The organism is Phycisphaeraceae bacterium (assembly GCA_019636795.1).
GTDB lineage: Bacteria > Planctomycetota > Phycisphaerae > Phycisphaerales > UBA1924 > JAHBWW01.
Genome location: JAHBWW010000002.1, coordinates 330,505 through 353,128, shown reverse-complemented (window position 1 = coordinate 353,128; position 22,624 = coordinate 330,505). Strand labels below are relative to the sequence as shown.

Sequence of the window (22,624 nt, the reverse complement as noted above, 5' to 3'; positions counted from 1 at the left end):
AGTTTTCTTCGAGTTCTCGGTCGAGTCAGGGGTTCTGGTCATACAGCCGGACCCCCTGAACACTGTACGGGACAATACACACGGGTGTTTTCTCAAGTGGATCTTCGGCTATGCCGAACCAAGCAGATCATGATTCACTTGCGTGTTCCTGGGGTGTTTGCGAAGGCGTCTGGAGCGATCCTCGAACAAAGCCGCTCGAGGCGAGTGCAGTACATGCTCCTGACGGTGGTGCTGCTGAGTCTGGCAGATCTGTATCTGACGGTGATGTTCCTGCGTGAGGGGGGGTTTCCGGAGGCCAATCCGGTGGCGCGGGCGGTCATGGCTGCGAATTCGGTCGGATTGCTGGTGGCATGGAAACTGGCGACCGTGGCGGTGACGGTTTCCATCCTGTATGCGATTCGCAAGACCCGATCGGCCGAACTGGGGGCGATAGTGTGTTGCTGCGTGCTTGGATGGCTGACGTTTCAGTGGCTTGAATATGTGCAGGAAGAACCGATCGGCAACGGGTTGCTGGCTGAGTATGGGTATCTGGACCCGCACTGGGTGTCGCTGACTTCGGTCGAGTGATACACCCCGGGGTGGGCAAGCGGGTGCGGATCGGGTACGCTTGGGGGCGTGAGACACTCAGACTTTTTGAAACTGTGGATTGGCGTGGGGTTGGCGGTGGTGCTTTGCGGGTGCCGGGCCGGGCAGTCTCCTCGGTTTGAACTGGTGTCGGCGCGCACGATCGAGACGACCAATGAAGGCGTACTGGTCGAGCTTTCTGTATTGGGCGAGAACCCGACGGACCAGGTGGTGTTGCTGCGTGAGGCGCGGTACGCGGTGGAGGTTGAGGGGGCAGGTACGTTTCGCAGTGCGCGATCGCCTGAAGTGACGCTTCCGCGGTATGGACGCGTGACGATGACGCTGCCGGTTGCGCTCAAGGGGAGCGGGCTTGACGTGAGCGGGAAGCAGGTTTCACTGCGGGGGCAAGTTTTGTACCTTGAACCGGGGGCACTTGCAGAGGTGCTGTTTGACGCGAGGCTGAGGAGGCCGAGCGTTTCGGTGCAGGGAAGCGCCGTGGTTGATCGCTAAGCATCGATGGGGCGAAGGCGCGTGAAGCGGAGTTCGAGAGCCTTTCGCGCGCGCACAGGGCGATGGCCAAGGCGTCGGCGACGTCGGGAGGTTCGGGGAGCGTGGGGAGCGAAAAGACGTTCTGAACTGCACGTTGGACTTGCAATTTGGTTGCTCGTCCGGTGCCGGTGACGGCTTTTTTGATCTCTGCGGGCTTGAGTTCGAGAAGAGTCAAACTACGAGCGTGGATGGCAAGGAGGGCGACGCCTCGAGCGTGGGCCATAACGACGGCAGTGGCGGGGTGTTTGTAGTGGGCAAAGAGTCCTTCGACAGCGACGGCATGAGGCTGGAGACGGTCGAGGAGGGCGCCCAGGTCGCGGCTGAGTTCTTCGAGGCGGTGCGAGATGCTGGGCAGGGCAGAACCTGAGACAAGGCGAATGACTCCGGCTTCGACGAGAGTGGGGCGGCGTGAGTCGGCGTCGATGCAGGCGTAGCCGGTGATGCGGAGGCCTGGATCGATGCCGATGACGCGCATGGAATCGAGTGTATTCGCTCGCCCGGACCGAAGCCCGAGCGTACCATAATGTTTGGGCCGATCACTTTGGCGTCCCCCCACAAGTTTTGGCGAGACGACGAGGGATTCATGCCCAGACGCGACGACATCCACACGATCTTGATTATCGGTTCAGGCCCAATTGTGATCGGGCAGGGCTGCGAATTCGACTATTCGGGCGCGCAGGCGTGCAAGGCACTGCGAGACGAGGGGTATCGGGTTGTGCTGGTCAACTCGAATCCGGCGACGATCATGACGGACCCGGCGTTTTCGGATCGGACCTATGTCGAGCCGATCACACCCGAAGCTGTGGCCAAGATCCTGGAGAAAGAGCGCAGTTCGGGCACGCCGGTGGACGCGGTGCTGCCGACACTGGGCGGGCAGACGGCGCTGAACTGCGCGTGCGCTCTGTATGACCAGGGGATTCTGGAGCGTTTCGGCGTACACCTGATCGGCGCAAGCCGGGAGGTGATCCATCGGGCGGAGGATCGCAACGCGTTCAGCGAGGTATGTCGGGAGATAGGGCTGCGCACGCCGCAGTCGCAGACGGTGACAACGCTCGCCGAGGGTGAGGCCTTTCTGGAGGTGATCGGATTGCCTGCGATCATCCGTCCGGCGTTCACGCTCGGCGGGTGGGGCGGTGGCATCGCGTACAACACTGAAGAGTTTCAGGAACTGGTCACTCGAGGCCTGCGGGCAAGCATGATCGGGCAGGTGCAGATCGACCGCTCGCTGATCGGTTGGAAGGAGTACGAACTCGAAGTTGTCCGCGATCGCAACGACAATTGCGTGATCGTGTGCGGGATCGAGAACATTGACGCCATGGGCGTGCATACCGGCGATTCGATTACGGTGGCGCCGATTCTCACGCTCACGGACAAGGAATATCAGGCGCTGCGTGATGCGGCGATCAAGATCATGCGGGCGGTGGGCGTGGAGACCGGGGGGTCGAACGTGCAGTTCGCGGTGAACCCGAAGCCCGAAAGCGGACGCTTCGAGTTCGTGGTGGTGGAGATGAATCCGCGGGTGAGTCGATCCAGCGCACTGGCGAGCAAGGCGACGGGGTTCCCGATTGCGAAAATTGCAGCCAAACTGGCGATCGGGTACACGCTCGATGAGTTGCGCAACGACATCACGGGTTCGACGAGCGCGTGTTTTGAGCCGAGCATTGATTATGTCGTGACGAAGATGCCGCGATGGACGTTCGAGAAGTTCCCCGAGGCTGACGAGACGCTGACGACGCAGATGAAGAGCGTTGGTGAGGGGATGGCGATCGGGCGGACGTTCAAGGAAAGTCTGCAAAAGGTCATTCGTTCGATGGAGGTCAAGCGCTTCGGGCTTGGGCTTGATCGCAATGACAAGTGGCTGGCGGCCGTGCGTGCGGTGGAGCATGAGCAGCTGGTGCTCGATTCGGGGTCGTCGCGGGTGCCCAATGTGCACGAGGGAACGGGGCTTCGGACAGCCGACGGCGCGCCGATCGAGTGGCCGATCGACGTTGACAAGCTGACGCGCAAGTTGTCGGTCCCGAGCCAGGGGCGGTTGTATTACGTGCGCTACGCGCTGAAGATGGGTTGGCCGATCGAGCGGATCTGCGCGATGACGCACATCGATCCGTTCTTTGTCGATCAGATGGCGCAGTTGGTGGCGTTCGAGGATGAGTTATGCCGGTATCGCAAGCTTGAAGAGGTGCCCACTGAGACGCTGTTCGAGGCCAAGCGACTTGGGTATTCGGACGCGCAGCTTGCGAATCTGTATCTGGGTTCGATTTCCAGCCAGACGATTCTGAAAGTGCGACGGCACAGACAATCGCTGGGCATCGAATGCGTGTACAAGCTGGTGGATACGTGCGCTGCGGAGTTTGAAGCGGTTACGCCGTACTACTACTCGACGTATCAGCCGGGGTTTGATCGCATCGCGCCCGATGGAAGCATGACGCATGTCGCGGCCGAGTGCGAATTGCGAGATCGACTCGGCGTGAAAGATCGCGAGAAGGTCGTCATTCTTGGCGGGGGCCCCAATCGCATCGGGCAGGGCATCGAGTTTGATTACTGCTGCGTTCACGCGGCGTTTGCAGCCCGCGAACTTGGGTTTGAAAGCGTCATGATCAACTCGAACCCGGAGACGGTTTCGACGGATTATGACACGAGCGATCTGCTGTTCTTTGAGCCTCTGACGCTTGAGGATGTGCTCAACGTGGTGGAGAGGCTTGGTGGCGATGCGCAGGCCAGCGGATCGGTCAAGGGGCTGATTGTGCAGTTCGGAGGGCAGACGCCTTTGAATCTGGCGCATGGGCTTGCGTCGGCGGGGGTGCCGCTGCTTGGTACGCCGCTGGACTCGATTGATCGGGCTGAGGACCGCGATCGGTTTGATGCGATGCTTGATAGTTTGTCATTGCGCAAGCCGGCGAGCGGGATTGCGCGGTCGTTCGAGCAGTCGGTCGAGATCGCGGGGCGGATCGGGTATCCGGTGCTGGTGCGTCCTTCGTATGTGCTCGGCGGGCGCGGGATGGAAATCTGCCCGGACGAGAGAGCGTTGCGTCACTACATGGCAACGGCTGTGGATGTCTCGGGCCTCGACGATGCCCCGATCCTGATCGACAAGTTTCTTGACGGCGCGATCGAGGTTGATGTCGATGTGGTGGCGGACTTCGCGCCATGGAATGACAACGGGCGTGCGCTGGTCTGTGGCGTGATGGAACACATTGAACACGCGGGCGTGCACTCGGGCGATTCGACGTGCACGATCCCGCCGTATTCGCTGGGGCCGGGGCTGGTCAAGCAGATTCGCGAAACGGCGCGGCGACTTGCAGCCGAACTTGGCGTGTGCGGCTTGATGAACGTGCAACTCGCGGTCAAGGACGATGAGATCTACATCATCGAGGTCAACCCGCGCGCCAGCCGCACGGTGCCCTTCGTGGGCAAGGCCAAGGGCGTGTCGTGGGTGTCGATGGCTGCCAAGGCAATGCTCGGGCAATCGCTCGAAGCCCAGCAGGCCCGCGAGATTCCCGAGACCGGCGCGTACGCGGTCAAAGGCCCGGTGTTCCCGTTCCAGAAGTTCCCGGGCGTGGATTTCGTGCTGGGGCCCGAGATGCGTTCGACGGGCGAAGTGATGGGCATGGATGTGTCGCTGCCGATCGCGTATCTCAAAGCGTTGCTGGCGTCGGGGGTTTCGCTGCCGCGCGAGGGCGGGGTGTTTCTGTCGGTCAGGCGCGAGGACAAAAGTTCGATTGTCGACGTCGCGCGGTCGCTGCTGGCGATGGGCTTTACGGTTTTCACCACGCCGGGCACGGGCGATACGCTCGCGCGTCACGGGCTTCGGCCCACGATCCTCCAGAAAATCGGCGCGGGCGCGAGGCCAAACGTCATCGACATGATGCAGGACGGCCAGATCGCCCTCGTCATCAACACGCCCACACGCACCGGCTGGCAGACCGACGAAGGACGGATTCGTTCGACTGCGGTCAGGCTCGGGATTCCGATGCTCACCACAGCGACAGCGGCGCGGGCAGCGGTGCGCGCGATCGAGGCCTTGCGCGCAGGGTTCTGGGATGTCGCCGCGCTCCAGGACTACAACCAGATCGCCGAGCACGCGGTCGCGCACTGAACGCCTGCGAATCGGGTATGCTCTGAGTCCAGATTCGGAGACATGACCATGCCACGACCCGTGACACTCTTTACCGGCCAGTGGGCCGACCTGCCGCTTGAGAAGATGGCCGAGATGGCAGCCGAGATGGGCTACGACGGCCTCGAACTCGCCTGCTGGGGCGACCACTTCGAGGTTGACAAGGCCTTGTCGAGCGATGCGTATTGCAAGTCCCGCCACGATATTCTCGCGAAGCACGGGCTCCGGTGCTTTGCGATCTCAAACCATCTCGTCGGGCAGTGCGTCTGCGATCTGATCGACAGGCGGCACAAGCAGATCCTCCCCGAGCGGTTGTGGAAAGACGGCGACCCCGAGGACGTGCGCCAGCGCTGCGCACAGGAAATGATCGATACCGCCCGTGCTGCGGCGAGACTCGGGGTCGAGGTCGTCAACGGCTTCACGGGTTCGAGCGTGTGGCACATGCTGTACTTCTTCCCGCCGACGAGCCAGGCCGATGTGGATGCGGGCTTCAATGATTTCGCCGCTCGCTGGAACCCGATCCTCGATGGGTTTGATGCAGCAGGCGTGCGCTTCGCGCTCGAGGTGCACCCGAGCGAGATCGCGTACGACATCCACACGACCCGCCGCGCGCTCGATGCGATCGGGCACAGGCCGGCATTCGGTTTCAACTTCGACCCGAGCCATCTGATCTGGCAGGGCATGGACCCGGCTCGCTTCATCGCCGCCTTCCACGACCGCATCTATCACGTCCACATCAAGGACGGCGCCCGCACGCTCGATGGCGACTCTTCGATCCTCGCCAGCCACCTCTCGTTCGGCGATCATCGGCGCGGGTGGGACTTCCGCAGCCCCGGCCGCGGCGAGATCGACTTTGAATCCATCATCCGCGCCCTCAACCGCATCGGCTACACCGGCCCGCTCAGCGTCGAGTGGGAAGACTCGGGCATGGACCGCGTCCATGGCGGCACCGAGGCGGCCGCGTTCGTGCGCTCGATCGACTTCGAGCCGAGCAGGCGGGCCTTTGACTCGGCGTTCGAAGAGTAAGCCCGTCGCGGGCGACTTCACCTGCGCGATGCCCCCGACCCGCCCTCGGAGATGTCTCACGCGCGCTGCGGAAGGCCAGACCAGCAGCCCGCAAGCGAGCACCGCCGCGCCGGGAGCCGATCCCGCGCGGGCGGCAGCGCGTGCCGCTTCCTCGTGTGCCATTCCCGCTGATGCCGGTGCACTTCCGCGCACGTTGCGAGCGCTTCCCAATGATCGGGAAGCGCTGCGCCGGGGCAAAAATACGAACAGACACCGGCTTGTCGCGCAAATATGGCGCGTTTACGAACATCTGGCGTCAGACTTCGATCCCGCGCTGACTGAACCACTTTCGAGTCTCGACGAACACATACTGCCTGTGGTTGCGAGCAATCTGTGCGAGGCCCTCGATCGTGGTCGCCGAATCGAAGACCGGCAGCACATCACGGGATATGCGGTGCTCCACATCCTTCCAAACCACCTCGACATCGCTTCTGTTGCCCAGATCCCACCAGATATCTCGAGCGTGTTCCGGGTCAAGTCGCCCGATACGCAAGTCGAGGTCACAACGCGAAAACTGAGGGCGCTCAGTGCCCGCAGGTGCTGACAACCCGGGCAGCATCAGACGCACATTGATCGTAAACGAGATCGGATGCTCGCGAGACAGTCGCCATTGACTGCGCTGAAAGTTGGCGACCTGGGTGGACTGGCCCTTGGTGCGATAGAAGTTCTGCCCTGTCTTTCGAAAGCCGCGAGGCTTGAGCACAGCATGCGTCCGATGCAGCACTTCCTTGAAGCAACCATCCGGGTCCTCTGTGCCCGCTGGAACAGAAAAATCCGATGGGCCAAAGTTGAAAACTTCGCCCATGCGAATCTCGGAGCCCCTCGGCGTTCTGAAGATCAACTCGCCAGATTGAGGCGGATCTTCGTCGCGGTTGAAAGGCGACACATGGGGGTGTGGATCTTTCGACTTTGACACATGACCTCCTGATCAGCAAATCCTGCCGTGCCCCCGTTGCTCCTAACGATGCTCTCCGGCTCGCGTGCGTCTCGTTCGGTTCGTCCGCGTAAGAAGGGCAATACTGACCGCTACAGCGGCGATCATCTTAGGTTGAAACATGCGTGCTCATGTCACGCGGGGACGGGTTCATTTCAGCGCGTCGCAGTCCACTGCAATCAAATCGCACTCCGCGTGTTCTGTCGATGCCTCGCCATTCTTCGCCCCCCTCTCCCCGTCGCGCATATCGTGACCCGACACCGGAGGCTGCGTCATGGTCACATCATCTTCTCTCCCCACGTTCAAACCCCTCCGTTACGCCATGGTCGGCGGTGGGCGCGACGCCTTCATCGGCGCGGTCCATCGCATGGCCGCCGCGCTCGACGGCCAGGCTGTTCTCGTCGCGGGCGCTCTCTCCTCGACGCCCGACAAGTCCATCGCGTCGGGCCGCGATCTCGGCCTCGAGCGCGTCTACCCGACCTGGCAGGCCATGCTCGAAGCCGAACTGGCCCTGCCTCCCGACCAGCGCATCGACTTCGTCTCGATCGTCACGCCCAATCACGTGCATTTCCCGGTCGCGCGAGCGTTTGTCGAGGCCGGCATCCACGTCGTGCTCGATAAACCCATGGTGCTGTCGAGCGATGAAGCCGGGGCACTTGTCGCAGCGGTCGAAAAGTCCAACGTCGTTTTCGCCGTCACCTACAACTACTCCGGCTACCCGATGGTCAAGCAGGCAGCAAGCCTGGTGCGCTCGGGCGCGATCGGCGATGTACGCAAGGTCTTCGTCGAGTATCACCAGGGCTGGTTGTCTGCCAAACTCGAGGATTCCGGCCAGAAGCAGGCCGAGTGGCGCACCGACCCCGCGCGCTCCGGCATCGCGGGCTGCGTCGGCGACATCGGCACGCACGCCGAGAACCTCGCGCACACCATCACCGGCCTCGAGATCGAATCGCTCTGCGCCGATGTCTCGACCTTCGTCGAAGGCCGGGCACTCGACGATGACGCCGCGGTGCTCCTTCGCTTCAAGGGCGGCGCCAAAGGCACCCTCACCTGCTCGCAGGTCTGCTTCGGCGAAGAGAACAACCTGTCGATCCGCGTCTATGGCTCGCACGGCGCGATCGCGTGGCGGCAGGAAGAGCCAAACACATTGATCCTCACGCCCGTCGGCGGGCCAAAGCAGATCATCAGGCCGGGCGGGCCCGAAACCTCGGCTTCAGCACACGCGACGCGGTTGCCGCCCGGGCACCCCGAAGCCTTTATCGAAGCATTCGCGAATATCTATCGCGGTGCGATCGAGGCCATCCGCGCCCGGCGTGCCAGCCAGACCCCCACGGGCCTCGCGACCGAATTCCCGAGCGTCCACGATGGCGCCCGGGGCGTGCGGTTCATCGAGCGCGTGATCGAGAGCGGCCGGGCGGGAGGAGCGTGGGTGAAGTTCGACTGAGCACGCCGGGCCCATCACCCGACGCGCGGCAGAGGACGGCCTTGCGAGAGACCAGCACCCGAACTGATGGGCTTAGCCGATCCTCTCGACTGGGTAAAACTGGCGGCTCGTGCCGGGTTCGGGCCCACAATCACGCTCGATCGACCACGTTTGAGCGCCAAAACCCGTTTCTCTCCCGTTTTCGACTTGCAGAAACCGCCGCCGGAACCGATACTACGACCAGAGTCACACCGGATGAGGCCCAGCAGGGATCCAAACGCCCGGGGGTGTCGGATAGGTCGCTGGTCTGAGAGTCTGCCCGCATGGTGTGGGCACAGTCGCGTTGAGGGGAGTCCATGATGAATGTGTCTCGTGCGGGCATGCTTGCCCTGACGGTTGGTCTTGTCACACTGACAGCCTGCGAACGGCAACAGGTCGCCGAACGCGACGGGGGGCTGGTTCCAGCCATGCTTCGCCCGTTTCAGTCGGTCGAAGCGGTGCCGCCACCGACGCCTCTGGACGATCAGATCGCGGACCTGACGACAGCGTCGGTTGCGTTCGGGGTGGGTGAGGTATCGATCATCGACACGACGAAGTTCGTCCAGCAGATCGTCAAGTCTGGCGAAGGGCGTACGGGTCGGCGTGTCCGGGAGATGCTGCCGGAACATTCGCGGCATTCGATCGCGCTCAATGAAGCCCCCAACATGCTGCCGGTTGGCGAGGTGCATGGCGAGCGGCGCGCGGTGGTCGATCAGAACTGGCCCGGCATCAGCCAGACCGGGTGGGTGCCGCCAGACCCGAACCTCGCGGTGGGGCCGCACCACATCGTGACGACCGTGAATCAGGACATTGCGTTCTACTCGAAGACGGGGACGCTTCTGTTTCAGCAGCCCCTGAATGACACGGGGAATCCGGGGTTCTTTGAGCCGGTGGGCGCGGGTGGCTTTACGTTTGATCCGAAGGTATTTTTCGACCATTACGCACAGCGGTTCGTGGTGGTGGCGCCGGAGGTGTATGGCTCGACGCAGGCGTGGATCTCGATCGCGGTGTCAGACGACGACAACCCGCTGGGAACGTGGTACAAGTACCGGACCAATGCGGTGATTCAGGTCGGAGGCACGACGTACTGGTGGGACTATCCGGGGTTCGGATATGACGAAGATGGGTACTACGTCACGAGCAACCTGTTCGGGCTCAACCAGGGCGGTTGGGGCGGCGTGGGTTTCCGCGTGTTTGACAAGACGGCGATGCTTTCGGGTCAGCCTGTGGTGTTCAGCACGATGCGAGACGGAAACGCAGCGTCAGTGCAGGTAGCACATCACTTTGGAAGCAACGCGGCACCGTTCTTCATCTCGGGCAACAACAGTTCGAGTCTGCGGGTGCATGCGATCACCAATCCGCTCACGAACCCCCAACTGGTGTCAACGACGGTGACGGTGCCGTCGTATTCGGGGCCGGTGGATTCGCCAGCGGTCGGGGCCAGTGCCGTGCAAACGATCGACTCACGAATTTTCAATGCGCAGTGGCGCAATGGGAACTTGTACGCGACGCACAACATCGGCTCGGGCGGGAAGACTGTGGCGCGCTGGTATCACGTCAATACGAACAACTGGCCCACGAGCGGGAATGTGTCGTTGGTGCAGTCGGGCAATGTCAACGCCGGCGGGGATGTACACACGTTTTTCCCGGCGATTTTCTCGAACAACCTCAACGAGGTCGCCATGGTGATGGGCGCGAGCAGTTCGAGCACTCGCATTTCGGTGAATGTGACGGGGCGCAGGGCCAACGATCCGCTGGGCACGATGGGAGCGTTGACGCAACTGCACATTTCTTCGGTCAATACGGGTGGTCGCTGGGGCGACTACTACGACATCTGCACGGATCCGAACGATGATCGCACGTTCTGGGTCATCGGGCAGTACGGGGCTGCGGGCGGGTGGAACAACTGGATTGCAAGTTTCCGGGTTTCGGAAGTGGATGGGCCTTACACCGAGCCCGACGCGATCGACTTCATCCTCGGCGGTTCGGCAGCGGACGTCGATGTTCTTGCCAACGACGGGCATACCGACGGCGACACGATTCTGATCGATACGTTCGATGCGGTGTCCGCCCAGGGCGGGACAGTCGAGCGGCTTGTGGGCGTCGGACCGGGTGGTCGTGATGTGCTGCGGTATACCGCGCCGACTGGATACACCGGGCCGGATTCTTTTGAATACACCATCCGCGACTCGCAGAATCGCACAGCGGATGCGGTGGTGTCGGCTGCAGTGTTTGATCCGACTATCTTCCTGCCTGCGGTGCATCCGCTCAATCCACTTGCGGGGCTTGATGCCGGGTACTACGTGCTGAGCAATCCGAGCGTGCTTCCCAACTTTGATGCTCTGACTGCGTATGCGTCGGAAGTTGTGCCGAATATCAACTATGCATCGACGAATGGCAACTTCGCGGGCTCGGGGCGTGCGGACAATGTCGGCGCGTTGTATCGCGGGTTTGTTCAGGTTCCACAACTCGGGGTGTACACGTTCTACACAACTTCGGACGATGGATCGGCGCTGTATATCGACGGGGTGCAGGTCGTGGACAATGACGGGCTGCATGGGATGCAGGAGCGTTGGGGCACTGTGCCGCTTCAGCCGGGCCTGCACGAGATCCGTGTCGAGTTCTTTGAAGCCGGGGGCGGCGCGGGTCTGATCGTCGAGTACGGCGGGCCGGGCGTAACGCGGCAGGTGATTCCGGCCGGGGTGCTGCGGCGCGTCAATCCGTGCCCAATCGATCTGATGCCGCCGTTCGGCGTGCTCGACTTCTTCGATGTTCAGGTGTTCCTGGGCATGTTCTCGGCAGAGGACCCGCAGACGGACCTGAATGGCGATGGCGTGTTCGACTTCTTCGACATTCAGATTTATCTGGCGCTGGTCAGCCAGGGCTGCTGAAGTCTGTACGAGCGGAATGAGTTTTGCACACTGCCGGGCCTCGGGGCGCATGCCGCCCGGAGGCCCGGTTGCTTGAGGCTGATTCGGCAGCGTCCTGCGTCCTGCCGAGGCGTCGACTAGGATCCTTGCCCATGAAACTGCCCTCGAATCAGGTTGACCGTTGCCGTGCTGCTTTTGAGGGGCGCGAGGTTTGCGTGACGGGGGGGGCGGGGTTCATCGGGAGTCATCTGGTCGATGCGCTGGTGTCGGTCGGGGCGACGGTGAGCGTGATTGACGACTTGTCGAACTCGTCACTCGATGCGCTGGCAGAGTTGATCGAACTCGAACCGGACCGTGTGCGATTTGTGCATGGGTCGATTCTGGATGACAAGGCATTGGCCGACGCGTTGTCGCCCGGCGTGCATGCGGTGTTTCATCTGGCAGCGATCGGGTCGGTGCCCCGGTCGATCGAGCAGCCGGCGCGGACATGGGACGTGAACGCGACGGGGACGTTGCGCGTGCTTGAGCGCGCGCGGGCGTGCGGAGTGGGGCGTGTGGTGTTCTCGGCGTCGTCGTCGATTTATGGCGAGGGCGAGGGGCTGCCGAAGGTTGAGAGCATGCCTGCCGATCCGTCGTCACCGTATGGGGCGTCGAAAGCAGCGGCTGAGGCGCTGGTGGCGTCGTGGGCGCGCTCGTATGATCTTGAGACGGTGAACTTGCGGTACTTCAACGTGTTTGGGCCGAGGCAGTCGGCCGATAGTGCGTATGCGGGAGTTGTTGCGGCGTTTGCGCACGCGCTGCTGGCTGGCAATAAGCCACTGATCTATGGAGATGGCACCCAGACGCGCGATTTCACATATGTCTCGAACGCGGTGCTGGCGAATTTGCTCGCGGCCACGAGTTCGCGGAAGTTGAGAGGCGCGTCGATCAATATCGGGACAGGTCGGCGCGTGTCGGTTGCGGATCTGGCGAAGTTGATGGCGGCGGCGGCGGACGTGCCACACCTGACGCCGACGTTTGAGCCTGCGCGTCACGGGGATGTGTTGCATTCCCAGGCCGACATCACGAAGGCGCGCACATTGCTGGATTATTCGCCGGTCACGACCCTTGAACAGGGGATTGGCGAAACTCTGGATTGGTTCCGCGGCGCGTACTCGGGTATGGGGCGTGCGGATTGATGAGGATGCAGGTTTCATGAAAACTGCACTCGGCATGCTGCAGGTGGTTTGTATGATGACGCTTGGGACGAGGCGGGGGCGGAAGTCGCCGTATTGGGCGTGGCGGCGTGAGACGGCGTTCGGGCATGGGCCAGCGATTTCCAAGGGGCGAATGCTGAAGGTTCTGGGCGAGTACTGCCGATGGGTGGCCCACATGCGTCGATTCTGAGCGGCAACGAGGTAGACATGATGGCAAAGACAGATGGGTCATTTTTGAAGTCGTTTGTTCCCGGTTTGGTGATCGGGACGATCATCGGTGCCAGCGCGGCGGTGTTCCTGCCCGAGACGCTGAATCGTCCGAGTGTTGCGACGGGCCACGCGGGTCATACCTCTGGGATGACTCCTCGCAATTCGGATGCGTCGAACGGGCTTGGTCGGGAATGGGAAGAGCGGCCGGGCGAGATGATCGACGACCGGGGCAATGGCGACGGGGGCGACCCGGACTCACCCGGTGCGGCGGATGGCGATTCGGCGGGCTAACCTGTCGGAGCGATGGATCCGAATGCTGCTCAACGCTTGACACGTCAGGACGCGTTGGTCCTGTCCCTTCTTGGTGTGGAGTCGGTGCGTCGGGGTGTGTCCAGATCGAACGGCCTGCAGGTTACGAAGAATGTGGTTGCGGATTCTGAGGCGGGCGAGCGTGAACGCAGGCTTGCGTTGCTGCGCGAGCGGTACATTGCGGATGAGCCTCACCGGGATTTCGACACCGACCATCATTGCGTGGTGTTTGGCGAGGGGAATCCGTGTGCGCGGGTGATGTTTGTGGGTGAGGCACCGGGGGCTGAGGAGGACCGGCTTGGCAGGCCTTTTGTGGGGCCTGCGGGGCAGCTGCTCGACAAGATGATTGTGGCGATGGGGCTGGCGCGTGAAGAGGTGTACATTGCGAACGTGCTGAAGGTGCGGCCTCGCAACAACGCGACGCCGACGCCGGAGCAGGCGCTGCGGTCGGCGCCGTATTTGCACGAGCAGATCAGGATTGTTTCGCCCGAGGCCATTGTGACTCTGGGACTGCCGGCTACGCACCTTCTGCTGGGCGTGACGGATGCGATGCGTGACCTGCGTGGGCGGTGGTCCGAGTTTGTGCCGCGGCTTTGGGTGCTGGAGGATGCGGGCGCGTGCTCGGCGATTCCTGTGATGCCGACGTACCACCCGGCGTACTTGCTGCGTTCGCCGACGCCTGAGAATCGTGGGAAGGTGTGGTCGGACCTGAAGATGGTGATGGCGAGGCTTGGGCTTGTGCGCGAGGGGTGAGAATCGGGTGAATTGGAGTGGATCCGTGGAGCGAGTGGCGACGAACAGGATTCATCTGAGAGCCGCGGCATTTCTTGCCTGCGGATTGTGCTGCACAGTTTGACCCCACGAGGCCCGGTACTCGGCGACTATCGCTGGGTGCCGGGTTTTGCATCTGGAGTTGGGGGCTATTCGTCAGTGGGAGTTGGGCGTTCGCGGCGGGTGATGGTCAGGCCGACGATGAGGTTTTCGGCGCGGGCTTCGACGGCTTCGAATCCTGGGGGCATGCGCAGGACGGCGGCTTTGGAGTCGATGCCACGTTCGAGTTCTTCGAATCCGAGCGAGACGACGGCCACGGGGCGCAGGGCGGGATCGTTGTTGATGCGTTCGATGAGTGCGGCCGGTCCGCGCAGAGTGACATCGGCGATGAAGAGATCATCCTCTGCGATCATGACGTCGAAGCGCAGCATTTCGGCGGGGGCTGCCTGAACGTGGACGGGCACTGTGGGGAGGACGAGGGTGGTCAGACGTGAACGGAGGGTGAGTGTGACATCGACGGTGTTGCGGCCTCCGGTGCGAGACCAGAAATTGTTCATTGCCGGGCTGAGCGTGATACGCAAGTTTGGAAGGCGTGACTGAGTGCCGGCGGGGAGGCCCGAGACTTCGGCTTCGGTCAGGCGGACAGTGGCAAAGAGATCGTCGCGGTTGATTGCGGCGAGGGCGGCGGCGGGGACTTCGTATCGGATGAGTTCAGGCTCGGCGCGAGGTTCGCCTTCGACAGCTGCGCCTTCGATGGTGATGCGTACGGGGATGTCGATCGGGACGAGCTCGTCAACTTCGATGCGGACGAGGCGAGGCTCGACATCGAGCAGCGCAGCGCCGGCGGCCTGGAAGATGTCTGTGCGGCGCAGCGCTTCGCGCAGGTCGACGACCTGAACGCCTGAGCCAGCGGCGAACTCGGTGCCGGCGGCGAGCGCGATGGGGCTGCGGATGCGTCGGGAGATTTCGTCGATTCGGCGTGCCGAGCCGCTGAAGCGAAGTTCGACGCGGCCTGAGAAACGTTCGGCGGGATCCCATCGCACGACGCGACTTGCCGAACCGGCGTCGAGAGTGAGTTCGGCAGCTGCGACAGTGACGCGGAGCGTCTGTCCTTCGGCGAGGACCCATACGAGGAGTGTCACGATTGTGACGATGATTGCGGTTCGTGCCTGGGCGATCATGCTTCGGCCTCCTTACGGCGTGTAGAGCGTGCGACGCCGGCGGACGAGGCATCGTCGGCGTGCGTGTCGTCGGTGTGTTCGACGATCTGGGGCGTGCGGCCGAGGCGTGCGGTGAGATCGGCGGGCAGAGCGGCGGCGGCGATGGGTGGGGAGAGGGTGCCACGTTCGGCGATGCGAATCTGGCCGGATTCTTCGCTGACGATGACGACGATGGAGTCGGTTTCTTTGCTGACGCCGACGGCGGCGCGGTGTCGCGAACCGAGTTGAGGGTCGGGCATTTCGTTGGGTTCGGCGAGCGGGAGCTGGACGCCTGCGGCTGCGACGCGTCCGCCACGAATGACGACGGCCAGATCGTGGAGCGCTGAGCCTGGGAAGAAGATGGTGCGGAGGAGGCGATCAGAGAGTTCGGCGTCGAGCGGGGTACCGCCTTCGGTCAAGCCGCGCAGTCCCACATGTCGTTCGATGACGATGATGGCACCGAATCGGGCTTTGGCGAGGTATTCGCAGGCCGAGGCGACGGATTCGACGACGTGAGATTTCTGATTGCGTGCGGTGCGGAAGAGTGGAGCTTCGCCGAGGCGCATGAGACCTCGGCGAAGTTCGGGTTGGAAGATGACGATGAGCGCGATGGCGGCGAATGCGATGGCGCGGTCGTAGAGGTATGTGAGGCGTGAGAAAGTGTCGCCACCTCCGCCGAGGATGCGGGTGACGAGAGTCCCGATGAGCAGGACCATGAACATGCCCTTGAGGGCTCCGACGGCGCGGGTTCCGCGGAGGAAGCGGACGATGGCGTAGACGACGAGCCAAATGACGATGAGTTCGGCGAGCACCTCCCAGATGGGGTAACTCTCGAGGCGGTCGAGCAGGTCTGTGAGACGGGTGAGCACGCTGAGGGGTCCTTGGGGCCTACAGAGCGGAAGATCGAGGCGCACCGACGCCGAGGCGTCGGACATTCGCGCACAAGAGTCTATCGGCCGGTTTAGCGCCGGCTCGCCACCGGATGCGGGGGACTACGCTGGGGTGTGGAGCGTGATGCGGCGATAGTGCGTGCGGTCGAGGTGTGGTTCGGGGCCAATGGCCGTGTGCTGCCTTGGCGTGAGGAATCGAGCGCTGGGGTGCGTGATGCGTATCGGTCGCTGGTGAGCGAGTTCATGCTTCAGCAGACGCAGGTGTCGCGGGTGTTGGAGCATTTTGAGCCGTTTCTGGAGCGGTTTCCGACGGTCGAGGCGTTGGCGCGGGCTCGGGAGGATGACGTGCGTGCGGTGTGGTCGGGGCTGGGGTATTACTCGCGTGCGCGTAGGCTGCACGAGGCGGCGAAAGAGATCGTGGCTCGGTTCGGCGGGGTTGTGCCGCGGGAGGCGGTGGTTCTGCGCACGTTGCCTGGGGTTGGGCGGTACACGGCGGGGGCGGTGGCTTCGATTGTCTTTGGCGGGCGCGAGGCGATTGTGGATGGGAATGTGTCGCGTGTGCTGCAGCGAGTCGATGGCGTTGCGCGCGAGGGCAAGGAGGATTGGGCGCGGGCGGGCGAGCTGGTGGCGGTGGCGCGGAAGCCGGGCGTGTTCAATGAGGGGCTGATGGAACTGGGGGCGACGGTGTGTGTGCCGCGTGGGCCGAGGTGCGGTGAGTGTCCGCTGCGCGAGTTGTGTGTGTCGCGGGCGCAGGGGACGACGAGTCAGATTCCCATAGCGCGGGTGAGGGCGGAAAGGAGGCCGCTATATTGGGCGGCTGTGGTGGGGGTTGATGGGCGCGGGCGGGTGATGCTTGAACAGAGGCCTGCGAAGGGATTGTTTGCGTCGATGTGGCAGGTGCCGACGGTGGAGCGCGAGGATCGGATGCCCAGGGCGGCCGAGGTGCGGGGGCTGGTGCCGTGTCGAGCGATTGAGGCGGCGGGGCGTGTGAGCCATCAGACGACACACCGGGCGATCGAGGTGCGTGTGTATCGAGCGGTGGGGCTGCGGGCGACGGAGGGGCGCAGGTGGGTGGCGGCATCTGAGAGGGCGGAGTTGGCGATGGGGAATGTGCAGAGCCGTATCGTGTTGATAGGCATGGGGCGTGCGGGCGCGGTACAGTGCTGAGGCATGCTTGTGGCGGTGGTCATTCCGGTGTACAACGAGCGGGAGTTCCTGCCGAGGCTTATCGAGCGGCTCGACCGGACGCAAAGGCCGATGCTGCCTGATGGCATGCTGGCGACGCGGCATGTGATTCTGGTTGATGATGGTTCGACGGATGGGACGGAGACGGTGATTGCCGAACTGGGCATGCGCGAGGACATCACGAGTCTTTCGAGCCGGGAGAACCGGGGGAAGGGTTCGGCGTTGCGGCGTGGGTTCAAGGCGGCGCTGGAGATGGGCGCGGATGTGGTGCTGGTGCAGGATGCGGATCTGGAATATGACCCGGCCGATCATCAGGCGGTGCTGAGTCCAATTTTCGATGGGCGTGCGGATGCGGTGATCGGGACGCGGTTTCTGGGGCAGACGCATCGGGTGCTGTATTTCTGGCACTCGGTTGCCAATCGGGTGATCACGCTGGCGAGCAACATGCTCAGCAATCTGAACCTTTCGGATATCGAGTGCGGGACGAAAGTGTTTCGGCGCGCGGTGCTTGAGCGGCTGGAGTTGCAGGAGGATCGCTTCGGGATTGAGCCTGAGATGGTCGCGAGGCTGGCGCGAATGCGGCTGCCGGTTGGGACGGGTGCGGCAGGTGAGGGGCGCGGGGCGACGGCTGCGATCAGGTTGTATGAAGTGCCGGTGAGTTATGCTGGGCGGACGTATGCGGAAGGAAAGAAGATCGGGTGGCGTGACGGCGTGCGGGCGTTGTGGTGCATTGCGCGGTACAACTTGTTCGGGTGAGCGGGGGCGTGGCGTGGGGCGGGGCGATATGCTGCGCTCATGCACCCGAAGCTTGATTCTCTCGACCGCTCTATCAGCGCGAAGATGCACCATCTTGGGCATCCGCTGCATCGGTACACGCTGGCGTTGTTTTTTATCTGGCTTGGTCTGCTGAAGCAGTTTGGGTATTCAACGGGTTCGTCGCTGCTGGCGCACACGGTGTACTTCGGGTCGCCGGAGGTGATGGTTCCGATTCTGGGGTGGTGGGAGGTTGCGATCGGGCTGACGCTGGTGTGGGAACGGACAGTGCGTGTTTCGATTCTGCTGCTGGCGATTCGGTTGCCTGGGACGTTGCTGGCGTTGGTGCTCAAGAGCGATGTGTGCTTTGAGCGTGTGCCGCTGGTCCCGACGCCGGAGGGGCAGTATCTGATTAAGGATCTGATGCTGTTCGGGGCGGTGATGGTGATCGGCGGGACGGTCAGGCATGAACGCGGCGGGCGGGGCTAGAGCAACGGGGAAAGCAGCTGAGCAGCATTCTCGACGAGGCGCACGCCTGTGTGTCGACGGGACCAGATGGCAGCATCGATGGAATCGGCATCGGCGATGTACTCGAGTTGGAGATCGCGGATGCGCTCGGTGACGGCGTCGTCGTAGATAAACATGCTGGTCTCGAAGTTGACCGAGAAACTTCGGCGGTCCATGTTGGCCGAACCAAGCAGGGCTACGGATCGATCGACCGTGACGGTCTTGGCGTGCAGGAGACCGCTGCGAAAGAGCAGGACTTCGATACCTTCCTGGAGCAGATCGTCGAAGTAGGCTCGGCTGGCGTATCGGACCAGTTTTGAATCGACTTTGGCGGGGAGCACGATGCGGACATTCACGCCACAGCGTGCGGCGGTGATGAGAGCGTTCATCATGATGTCGCCGGGGACGAAGTACGGCGTGGTGATGATGATTTCCTTGCGTGCGCCGTAGAGCATTGCGAGGATCATGTCCTGCGTTGCCCGTGGCCACTGTCCGGGGCCTGAGGAGATAACAGAAAGTGGAGATCCTTTGCCTTCAATTTCCTTCCAGTCAATAGGTTCATCGCGTGGCAGTTCGAGTCGGCCCGTTTCGACGTACCAGTCGTGGAGGATGGTGAGATCGAGCATGCGAGCGGCCGGTCCTTCGACGCGGGCCATGATGTCGATCCATTCACCGACTTTGGCGTTTTGCTTGAAAAATGCGGGGTCGGCGAGGTTGAGGCTGCCGCAGTAGGCCACTCGGCCGTCAATGGCGACGATCTTGCGGTGATTGCGCAGGTCGATGCGTTCGAGGATCGATCGCAACCTTCCGACGGGCAGTGCGGCGGCGACTTCGACTCCGGCGTTGCGGAGGGTCTGCGCGTGCGGGCTGTTTAGAAATGGACGACTGCCAACAGCGTCGAGCAGGACGATGCACGTCACGCCGCGCGAGCGAGCGCGGATGAGAGCCTCGATGATGTGGTCGGCTTTGCCGCCGGGGCACCAGATGTAGAAAAGCAGGTGGCAGGTGTGTGTGGCATTGTCGATATCGCGGACCATAGCGTCGAAGGTTGCGTGGGCTTTAGAGAAGAGCGTGATGCGGTTGCCTTGGAGAGTCGGAATGCCCAAGCCGCGGGTGGCGTAGGCGTTGAGGGTTCGATCGACATCGAGTTCGTGGGACCAGAGTTCGGTCTCATGGGGGAGAAGATCCTTTACTTGCGTGTCGAATTGCTGGCCGGCGATGATGGTGCGGCGAACGCGCGATCGCGCGAGCCAGAGTTCGCCGATGAGGAGATAAAGCCCGGCGCCGATGAACGGAAAGATGGCGACCAGCGTAAGCCATGCGAGGGAGGTGCCGATATCTCGTCGCGAGAGAATGATCCGGGTTCCGAGGCCTAGGACGATGCTCCAGTGCAGGATGACGGGTAGTGCTGCGAAGATGAATTTCAACCAATCCATGCACTCTCCTGGTCAGGTGTTCGCATCGTGCATGCCACAGGATACGATTCAAGGACGCCGCGGGCTGCGCCGTGCAGTCGCGATACATGGTAATTCACACTTGATGACTTCAGATCCCCAGCAATCGGCGGTGGCGAGGCTTCGGCGATCGGTTCGGGCGGTTCGCTCGGGTCTGAGGCGGTATCCGTCGGTTCTGGTGTCATCGTTTCTTGAGGGCTCGCGGGGCGAACATGCAGCGGGTGATCTGGATCTGCTGGCGATGCGCTCGCACGCGCTCGGGCTTGCGTGGCTCGGGCACGCGGGGGTTGCGGCGCATCTTGAGGGGCTGACGCTGGCGGTCGATCCGGTGCTGAGTCGGCGGATCGGGATGAAGATCGGGTCGCGCATTGTGGGCCCGGCGCGGTTGCAGCCTGCGCCAGCGGACGCAGCATCGCTGCGAGGGCTTGATCTGGTGCTGCTGACACATGCGCATTTTGATCATCTCGACAAGCCGACGCTGATGCAGATTGCGTGTTCGACGACGCTGGTGATTGTGCCGCCGGGGTGCGAAGGGCTGGTGCCGCCGGGGTTTGCTCGCGTGGTGACGCTGGCACCGGGGCGGTCGTTTCGTGTGCAGGATGCGACGATCACGGCGGTCGAGCCGCGGCACTGGGGCGCGCGCACGGTGCTGGACCGTCGGCGCGGCGTGAGCAGTTACTTGATTGAATCGGGCGATCTTCGGCTGCTGTTTGCGGGCGATACAGCAGCGACGGATATCTTCGAGACGCTTGGTGCGGTCGATGTGGCGGCGTTCGGCATCGGGGCGTATGAGCCTTGGAATCACATGCACGCGACGCCTGAGGAAGTGTGGGATATGGCGATGGGCATGGGGGCCAGGCGGTTGCTGCCGATTCATCACTCGACGTTTGAGTTGTCGGATGAGCCGGCGTCGGAGCCGATGGAGAGGTTGCTCAAGCGCGCATCGCGAGATCGAGTGCTGGACGTTGCAGCGGGGGACGTAGTGGGTGTCTTGAGCGAACTCGAAAGCGGGTGATCGGAATCGAACCGACGACATTCAGCTTGGGAACGCCCCAGGCTTCAACCTCGAAACGCGTAATCGACGATATGGACGCTACTTGCGGATTGCAAGTGATGCGGGCTTTGCGTCTGCTAAGGCCAATTTGCGGGCGAAGCGCGGTGTGGGCGCGGTCTGCACCGCGCAAGAACACCGCGCGGTCAGAGGTTCGAGTCTTCCTTATCTAGTTCTTTGTCTCGTTGAGCGAGCCGCCATGAATCAAAGGAGAATGGTTCAATCCGTAGCTTCTGACGGTGCTTTCCATTGGTGAAAAACTTGCGGCGCTGAGCATTGATCGATACACGAGCTCTGGCCTTTTTCTCGGAGAGAGACGGAATGTCTCTCCTGAGGAGGCTGGCGGCTTGGCACACTGAGTGCCAGTGTGTGGTGACTCCTTCATCACCCAGCAATATCTGAAACTGCTTCAACTCTTGGGCGACCCATCTGCACACAGCCGCTCGGACTTGGCATCGCCGAGCCTCGCGTATGCGCCATTTTTCTGCACTGAATCCGCGGCCTGTGGTGATTCGCGACGAGCGTTTGAATCGGAAATCCACTTTCGGTTGCTCTTCAGGGGGAAGTGTTTCGGCGGGCAAGGTCTCACTTATTTCGATCAAGAGGAGAGTCGGATCCCAGCCATCGGGCATCCTTTCTCCGTCGCACAACCAGTACCCATCGACATCTGGCTCATACTCGACAATACCCAGACTGCAATCTGAGTGATCGAGCATCAACGAACGAGACGCTGCCACACCTGCCTCAAACAACGCCCAGCAGGCTGAATCTTCGGGCATGTTGAAGGTGAAATTAAACTCTGTCCCGCCCCATCGCCGGCATGGCCGTTGTCGCTCATTGCGATCAATCATGTCTTGGAACGTCTGGCACGTCAGGTGTGTGACTACAGACCCAGGCAGCAAATCTCGCGTGTAGAGTTCACGAATCGTTGCAAACAGATACTCACCGCGGTCAGACTGTGCTGCTGATCGGGCAGAAGAAAGAAGTGCATTCTGCGGTTCGATACTCGATGCGGCTTTGTCGCAGATCGCGGCTTCATTTTCGAATTGCGTGATGGCGGATCGGAGATAGTGGACGTTATCAGGTGAGTTGGATTTCGAGGCTGTGAGGTTCATATGTGTATTATAAAGGCTGCATAAGATGCAGTGTTTGCAAATGCGCGAAAAATGCTGAGAATTTGCTGGTTAAAGTTGGTTTTTCTGCCTGAGAGTAACAATCGCTTGAATGAGAGGGGAGAGGCCTGCGTGTCGGCAGATTGTGGTGGGCTGCTGCCTGAGGTTGACCGATGTCACGTCCGTCCGGATTCAGATGCTCATGGCTGAAACATCCTTGCAGCAACGGTTCTGAATGAGTCAAGCGGCGATGGCAGGCTTCGCGTGAATCTGGATGCCGCGAAGTCCTGAGACCCACGATGAATAGGCCATCACATCTGATTCGGATCTATCATCGCCGCGAAGACGCAAAGGGAACGAGGCATCGCCGACGCTCATCTGTCCAGCAGCCCGCACTCTGCGATCTCGCTGCGATTGGCCTCACCGCCA

The 22,624-nt window shown here is 62.2% G+C and carries 19 protein-coding genes; 13 read left to right on the top strand and 6 right to left on the bottom strand.

Features of this window, described 5'->3' with window-relative positions:
- The first annotated feature begins 129 nt into the window (after positions 1–129).
- A complete protein-coding gene (locus KF757_04705) occupies positions 130–567 on the top strand; it encodes a hypothetical protein (GenBank protein MBX3322272.1) in 438 nt (145 codons plus the stop codon).
- A 352-nt stretch (positions 568–919) separates the two neighbouring features.
- Here KF757_04705 and ruvC read toward each other — a convergent pair whose 3' ends face one another.
- Positions 920–1,588: a crossover junction endodeoxyribonuclease RuvC gene (gene ruvC, locus KF757_04700; protein ID MBX3322271.1), complete on the bottom strand. Its 669-nt coding sequence runs from the start codon at positions 1,586–1,588 to the stop codon at positions 920–922.
- 108 nt (positions 1,589–1,696) lie between these two features.
- On the opposite strand from ruvC, the gene carB reads away from it, so the two are divergent.
- Complete coding sequence (gene carB / locus KF757_04695; GenBank protein ID MBX3322270.1) at positions 1,697–5,209, top strand: carbamoyl-phosphate synthase large subunit; 3,513 nt, start codon at positions 1,697–1,699, stop codon at positions 5,207–5,209.
- A gap of 48 nt (positions 5,210–5,257) precedes the next feature.
- Entirely contained in the window at positions 5,258–6,253 is a 996-nt protein-coding gene (locus KF757_04690) for a sugar phosphate isomerase/epimerase (protein MBX3322269.1), read from the top strand.
- Between the two features lie 295 nt (positions 6,254–6,548).
- Here KF757_04690 and KF757_04685 read toward each other — a convergent pair whose 3' ends face one another.
- Entirely contained in the window at positions 6,549–7,097 is a 549-nt protein-coding gene (locus KF757_04685) for a DUF4304 domain-containing protein (protein MBX3322268.1), read from the bottom strand.
- A 403-nt stretch (positions 7,098–7,500) separates the two neighbouring features.
- On the opposite strand from KF757_04685, the gene KF757_04680 reads away from it, so the two are divergent.
- From KF757_04680 to KF757_04655, 6 genes are all read left to right on the top strand, one after another.
- A complete protein-coding gene (locus tag KF757_04680; GenBank protein MBX3322267.1) occupies positions 7,501–8,670 on the top strand; it encodes a Gfo/Idh/MocA family oxidoreductase in 1,170 nt (389 codons plus the stop codon).
- A gap of 335 nt (positions 8,671–9,005) precedes the next feature.
- Complete coding sequence (locus tag KF757_04675) at positions 9,006–11,579, top strand: hypothetical protein (protein ID MBX3322266.1); 2,574 nt, start codon at positions 9,006–9,008, stop codon at positions 11,577–11,579.
- Between the two features lie 131 nt (positions 11,580–11,710).
- Complete coding sequence (locus tag KF757_04670) at positions 11,711–12,736, top strand: SDR family NAD(P)-dependent oxidoreductase (GenBank protein ID MBX3322265.1); 1,026 nt, start codon at positions 11,711–11,713, stop codon at positions 12,734–12,736.
- A gap of 16 nt (positions 12,737–12,752) precedes the next feature.
- Positions 12,753–12,944 carry a hypothetical protein gene (locus KF757_04665; protein MBX3322264.1) on the top strand — a complete coding sequence of 64 codons (192 nt, stop codon included), beginning with the start codon at positions 12,753–12,755 and terminating at the stop codon, positions 12,942–12,944.
- A gap of 17 nt (positions 12,945–12,961) precedes the next feature.
- On the top strand, positions 12,962–13,255 hold the full coding sequence (locus tag KF757_04660; GenBank protein ID MBX3322263.1) for a hypothetical protein: 294 nt from the start codon (positions 12,962–12,964) through the stop codon (positions 13,253–13,255).
- A 96-nt stretch (positions 13,256–13,351) separates the two neighbouring features.
- Positions 13,352–14,026, top strand: coding sequence for a uracil-DNA glycosylase (locus KF757_04655; protein MBX3322262.1), 675 nt, complete (start codon positions 13,352–13,354; stop codon positions 14,024–14,026).
- Positions 14,027–14,193: 167 nt separating this feature from the next.
- On the opposite strand, the gene KF757_04650 is transcribed toward KF757_04655, so the two are convergent.
- Both KF757_04650 and cdaA read right to left on the bottom strand, forming a co-directional pair.
- Positions 14,194–15,225: a hypothetical protein gene (locus tag KF757_04650; GenBank protein MBX3322261.1), complete on the bottom strand. Its 1,032-nt coding sequence runs from the start codon at positions 15,223–15,225 to the stop codon at positions 14,194–14,196.
- On the bottom strand, positions 15,222–16,112 hold the full coding sequence (gene cdaA, locus KF757_04645) for a diadenylate cyclase CdaA (GenBank protein ID MBX3322260.1): 891 nt from the start codon (positions 16,110–16,112) through the stop codon (positions 15,222–15,224). The genes KF757_04650 and cdaA overlap by 4 nt, the downstream gene beginning before the upstream one ends.
- 135 nt (positions 16,113–16,247) lie before the next feature.
- Here cdaA and KF757_04640 point away from each other — a divergent pair, with 135 nt between their 5' ends.
- The 3 genes from KF757_04640 to KF757_04630 are packed head-to-tail and all read left to right on the top strand — an operon-like array spanning position 16,248 to position 18,560.
- Positions 16,248–17,300, top strand: a complete 1,053-nt coding sequence (locus tag KF757_04640; protein MBX3322259.1) for an A/G-specific adenine glycosylase — start codon at positions 16,248–16,250, stop codon at positions 17,298–17,300.
- A 3-nt stretch (positions 17,301–17,303) separates the two neighbouring features.
- Positions 17,304–18,074 carry a glycosyltransferase family 2 protein gene (locus tag KF757_04635; GenBank protein MBX3322258.1) on the top strand — a complete coding sequence of 257 codons (771 nt, stop codon included), beginning with the start codon at positions 17,304–17,306 and terminating at the stop codon, positions 18,072–18,074.
- A 39-nt stretch (positions 18,075–18,113) separates the two neighbouring features.
- A complete protein-coding gene (locus KF757_04630; GenBank protein MBX3322257.1) occupies positions 18,114–18,560 on the top strand; it encodes a hypothetical protein in 447 nt (148 codons plus the stop codon).
- Here the strand turns inward: KF757_04630 and cls are convergent.
- Positions 18,557–20,014 carry a cardiolipin synthase gene (cls, locus tag KF757_04625; GenBank protein MBX3322256.1) on the bottom strand — a complete coding sequence of 486 codons (1,458 nt, stop codon included), beginning with the start codon at positions 20,012–20,014 and terminating at the stop codon, positions 18,557–18,559. The genes KF757_04630 and cls overlap by 4 nt on opposite strands.
- Before the next feature lie 103 nt (positions 20,015–20,117).
- On the opposite strand from cls, the gene KF757_04620 reads away from it, so the two are divergent.
- On the top strand, positions 20,118–21,047 hold the full coding sequence (locus tag KF757_04620; protein MBX3322255.1) for an MBL fold metallo-hydrolase: 930 nt from the start codon (positions 20,118–20,120) through the stop codon (positions 21,045–21,047).
- Between the two features lie 182 nt (positions 21,048–21,229).
- Here KF757_04620 and KF757_04615 read toward each other — a convergent pair whose 3' ends face one another.
- Complete coding sequence (locus KF757_04615) at positions 21,230–22,198, bottom strand: hypothetical protein (GenBank protein ID MBX3322254.1); 969 nt, start codon at positions 22,196–22,198, stop codon at positions 21,230–21,232.
- Positions 22,199–22,624 lie beyond the last annotated feature (426 nt).

Bases quoted from the DNA above. Each gene is read 5' to 3' on its own strand.
- KF757_04650 (MBX3322261.1), bottom strand. From the start codon at position 15,225: ATGATCGCCCAGGCACGAACCGCAATCATCGTCACAATCGTGACACTC.
- KF757_04620 (MBX3322255.1), top strand. From the start codon at position 20,118: ATGACTTCAGATCCCCAGCAATCGGCGGTGGCGAGGCTTCGGCGATCG.
- KF757_04665 (MBX3322264.1), top strand. From the start codon at position 12,753: ATGAAAACTGCACTCGGCATGCTGCAGGTGGTTTGTATGATGACGCTT.
- KF757_04690 (MBX3322269.1), top strand. From the start codon at position 5,258: ATGCCACGACCCGTGACACTCTTTACCGGCCAGTGGGCCGACCTGCCG.
- carB (MBX3322270.1), top strand. From the start codon at position 1,697: ATGCCCAGACGCGACGACATCCACACGATCTTGATTATCGGTTCAGGC.
- KF757_04660 (MBX3322263.1), top strand. From the start codon at position 12,962: ATGATGGCAAAGACAGATGGGTCATTTTTGAAGTCGTTTGTTCCCGGT.
- KF757_04685 (MBX3322268.1), bottom strand. From the start codon at position 7,097: ATGGGCGAAGTTTTCAACTTTGGCCCATCGGATTTTTCTGTTCCAGCG.
- ruvC (MBX3322271.1), bottom strand. From the start codon at position 1,588: ATGCGCGTCATCGGCATCGATCCAGGCCTCCGCATCACCGGCTACGCC.
- KF757_04705 (MBX3322272.1), top strand. From the start codon at position 130: ATGATTCACTTGCGTGTTCCTGGGGTGTTTGCGAAGGCGTCTGGAGCG.
- KF757_04670 (MBX3322265.1), top strand. From the start codon at position 11,711: ATGAAACTGCCCTCGAATCAGGTTGACCGTTGCCGTGCTGCTTTTGAG.
- KF757_04635 (MBX3322258.1), top strand. From the start codon at position 17,304: ATGCTTGTGGCGGTGGTCATTCCGGTGTACAACGAGCGGGAGTTCCTG.
- KF757_04675 (MBX3322266.1), top strand. From the start codon at position 9,006: ATGATGAATGTGTCTCGTGCGGGCATGCTTGCCCTGACGGTTGGTCTT.
- KF757_04630 (MBX3322257.1), top strand. From the start codon at position 18,114: ATGCACCCGAAGCTTGATTCTCTCGACCGCTCTATCAGCGCGAAGATG.
- cls (MBX3322256.1), bottom strand. From the start codon at position 20,014: ATGGATTGGTTGAAATTCATCTTCGCAGCACTACCCGTCATCCTGCAC.
- KF757_04615 (MBX3322254.1), bottom strand. From the start codon at position 22,198: ATGAACCTCACAGCCTCGAAATCCAACTCACCTGATAACGTCCACTAT.
- KF757_04680 (MBX3322267.1), top strand. From the start codon at position 7,501: ATGGTCACATCATCTTCTCTCCCCACGTTCAAACCCCTCCGTTACGCC.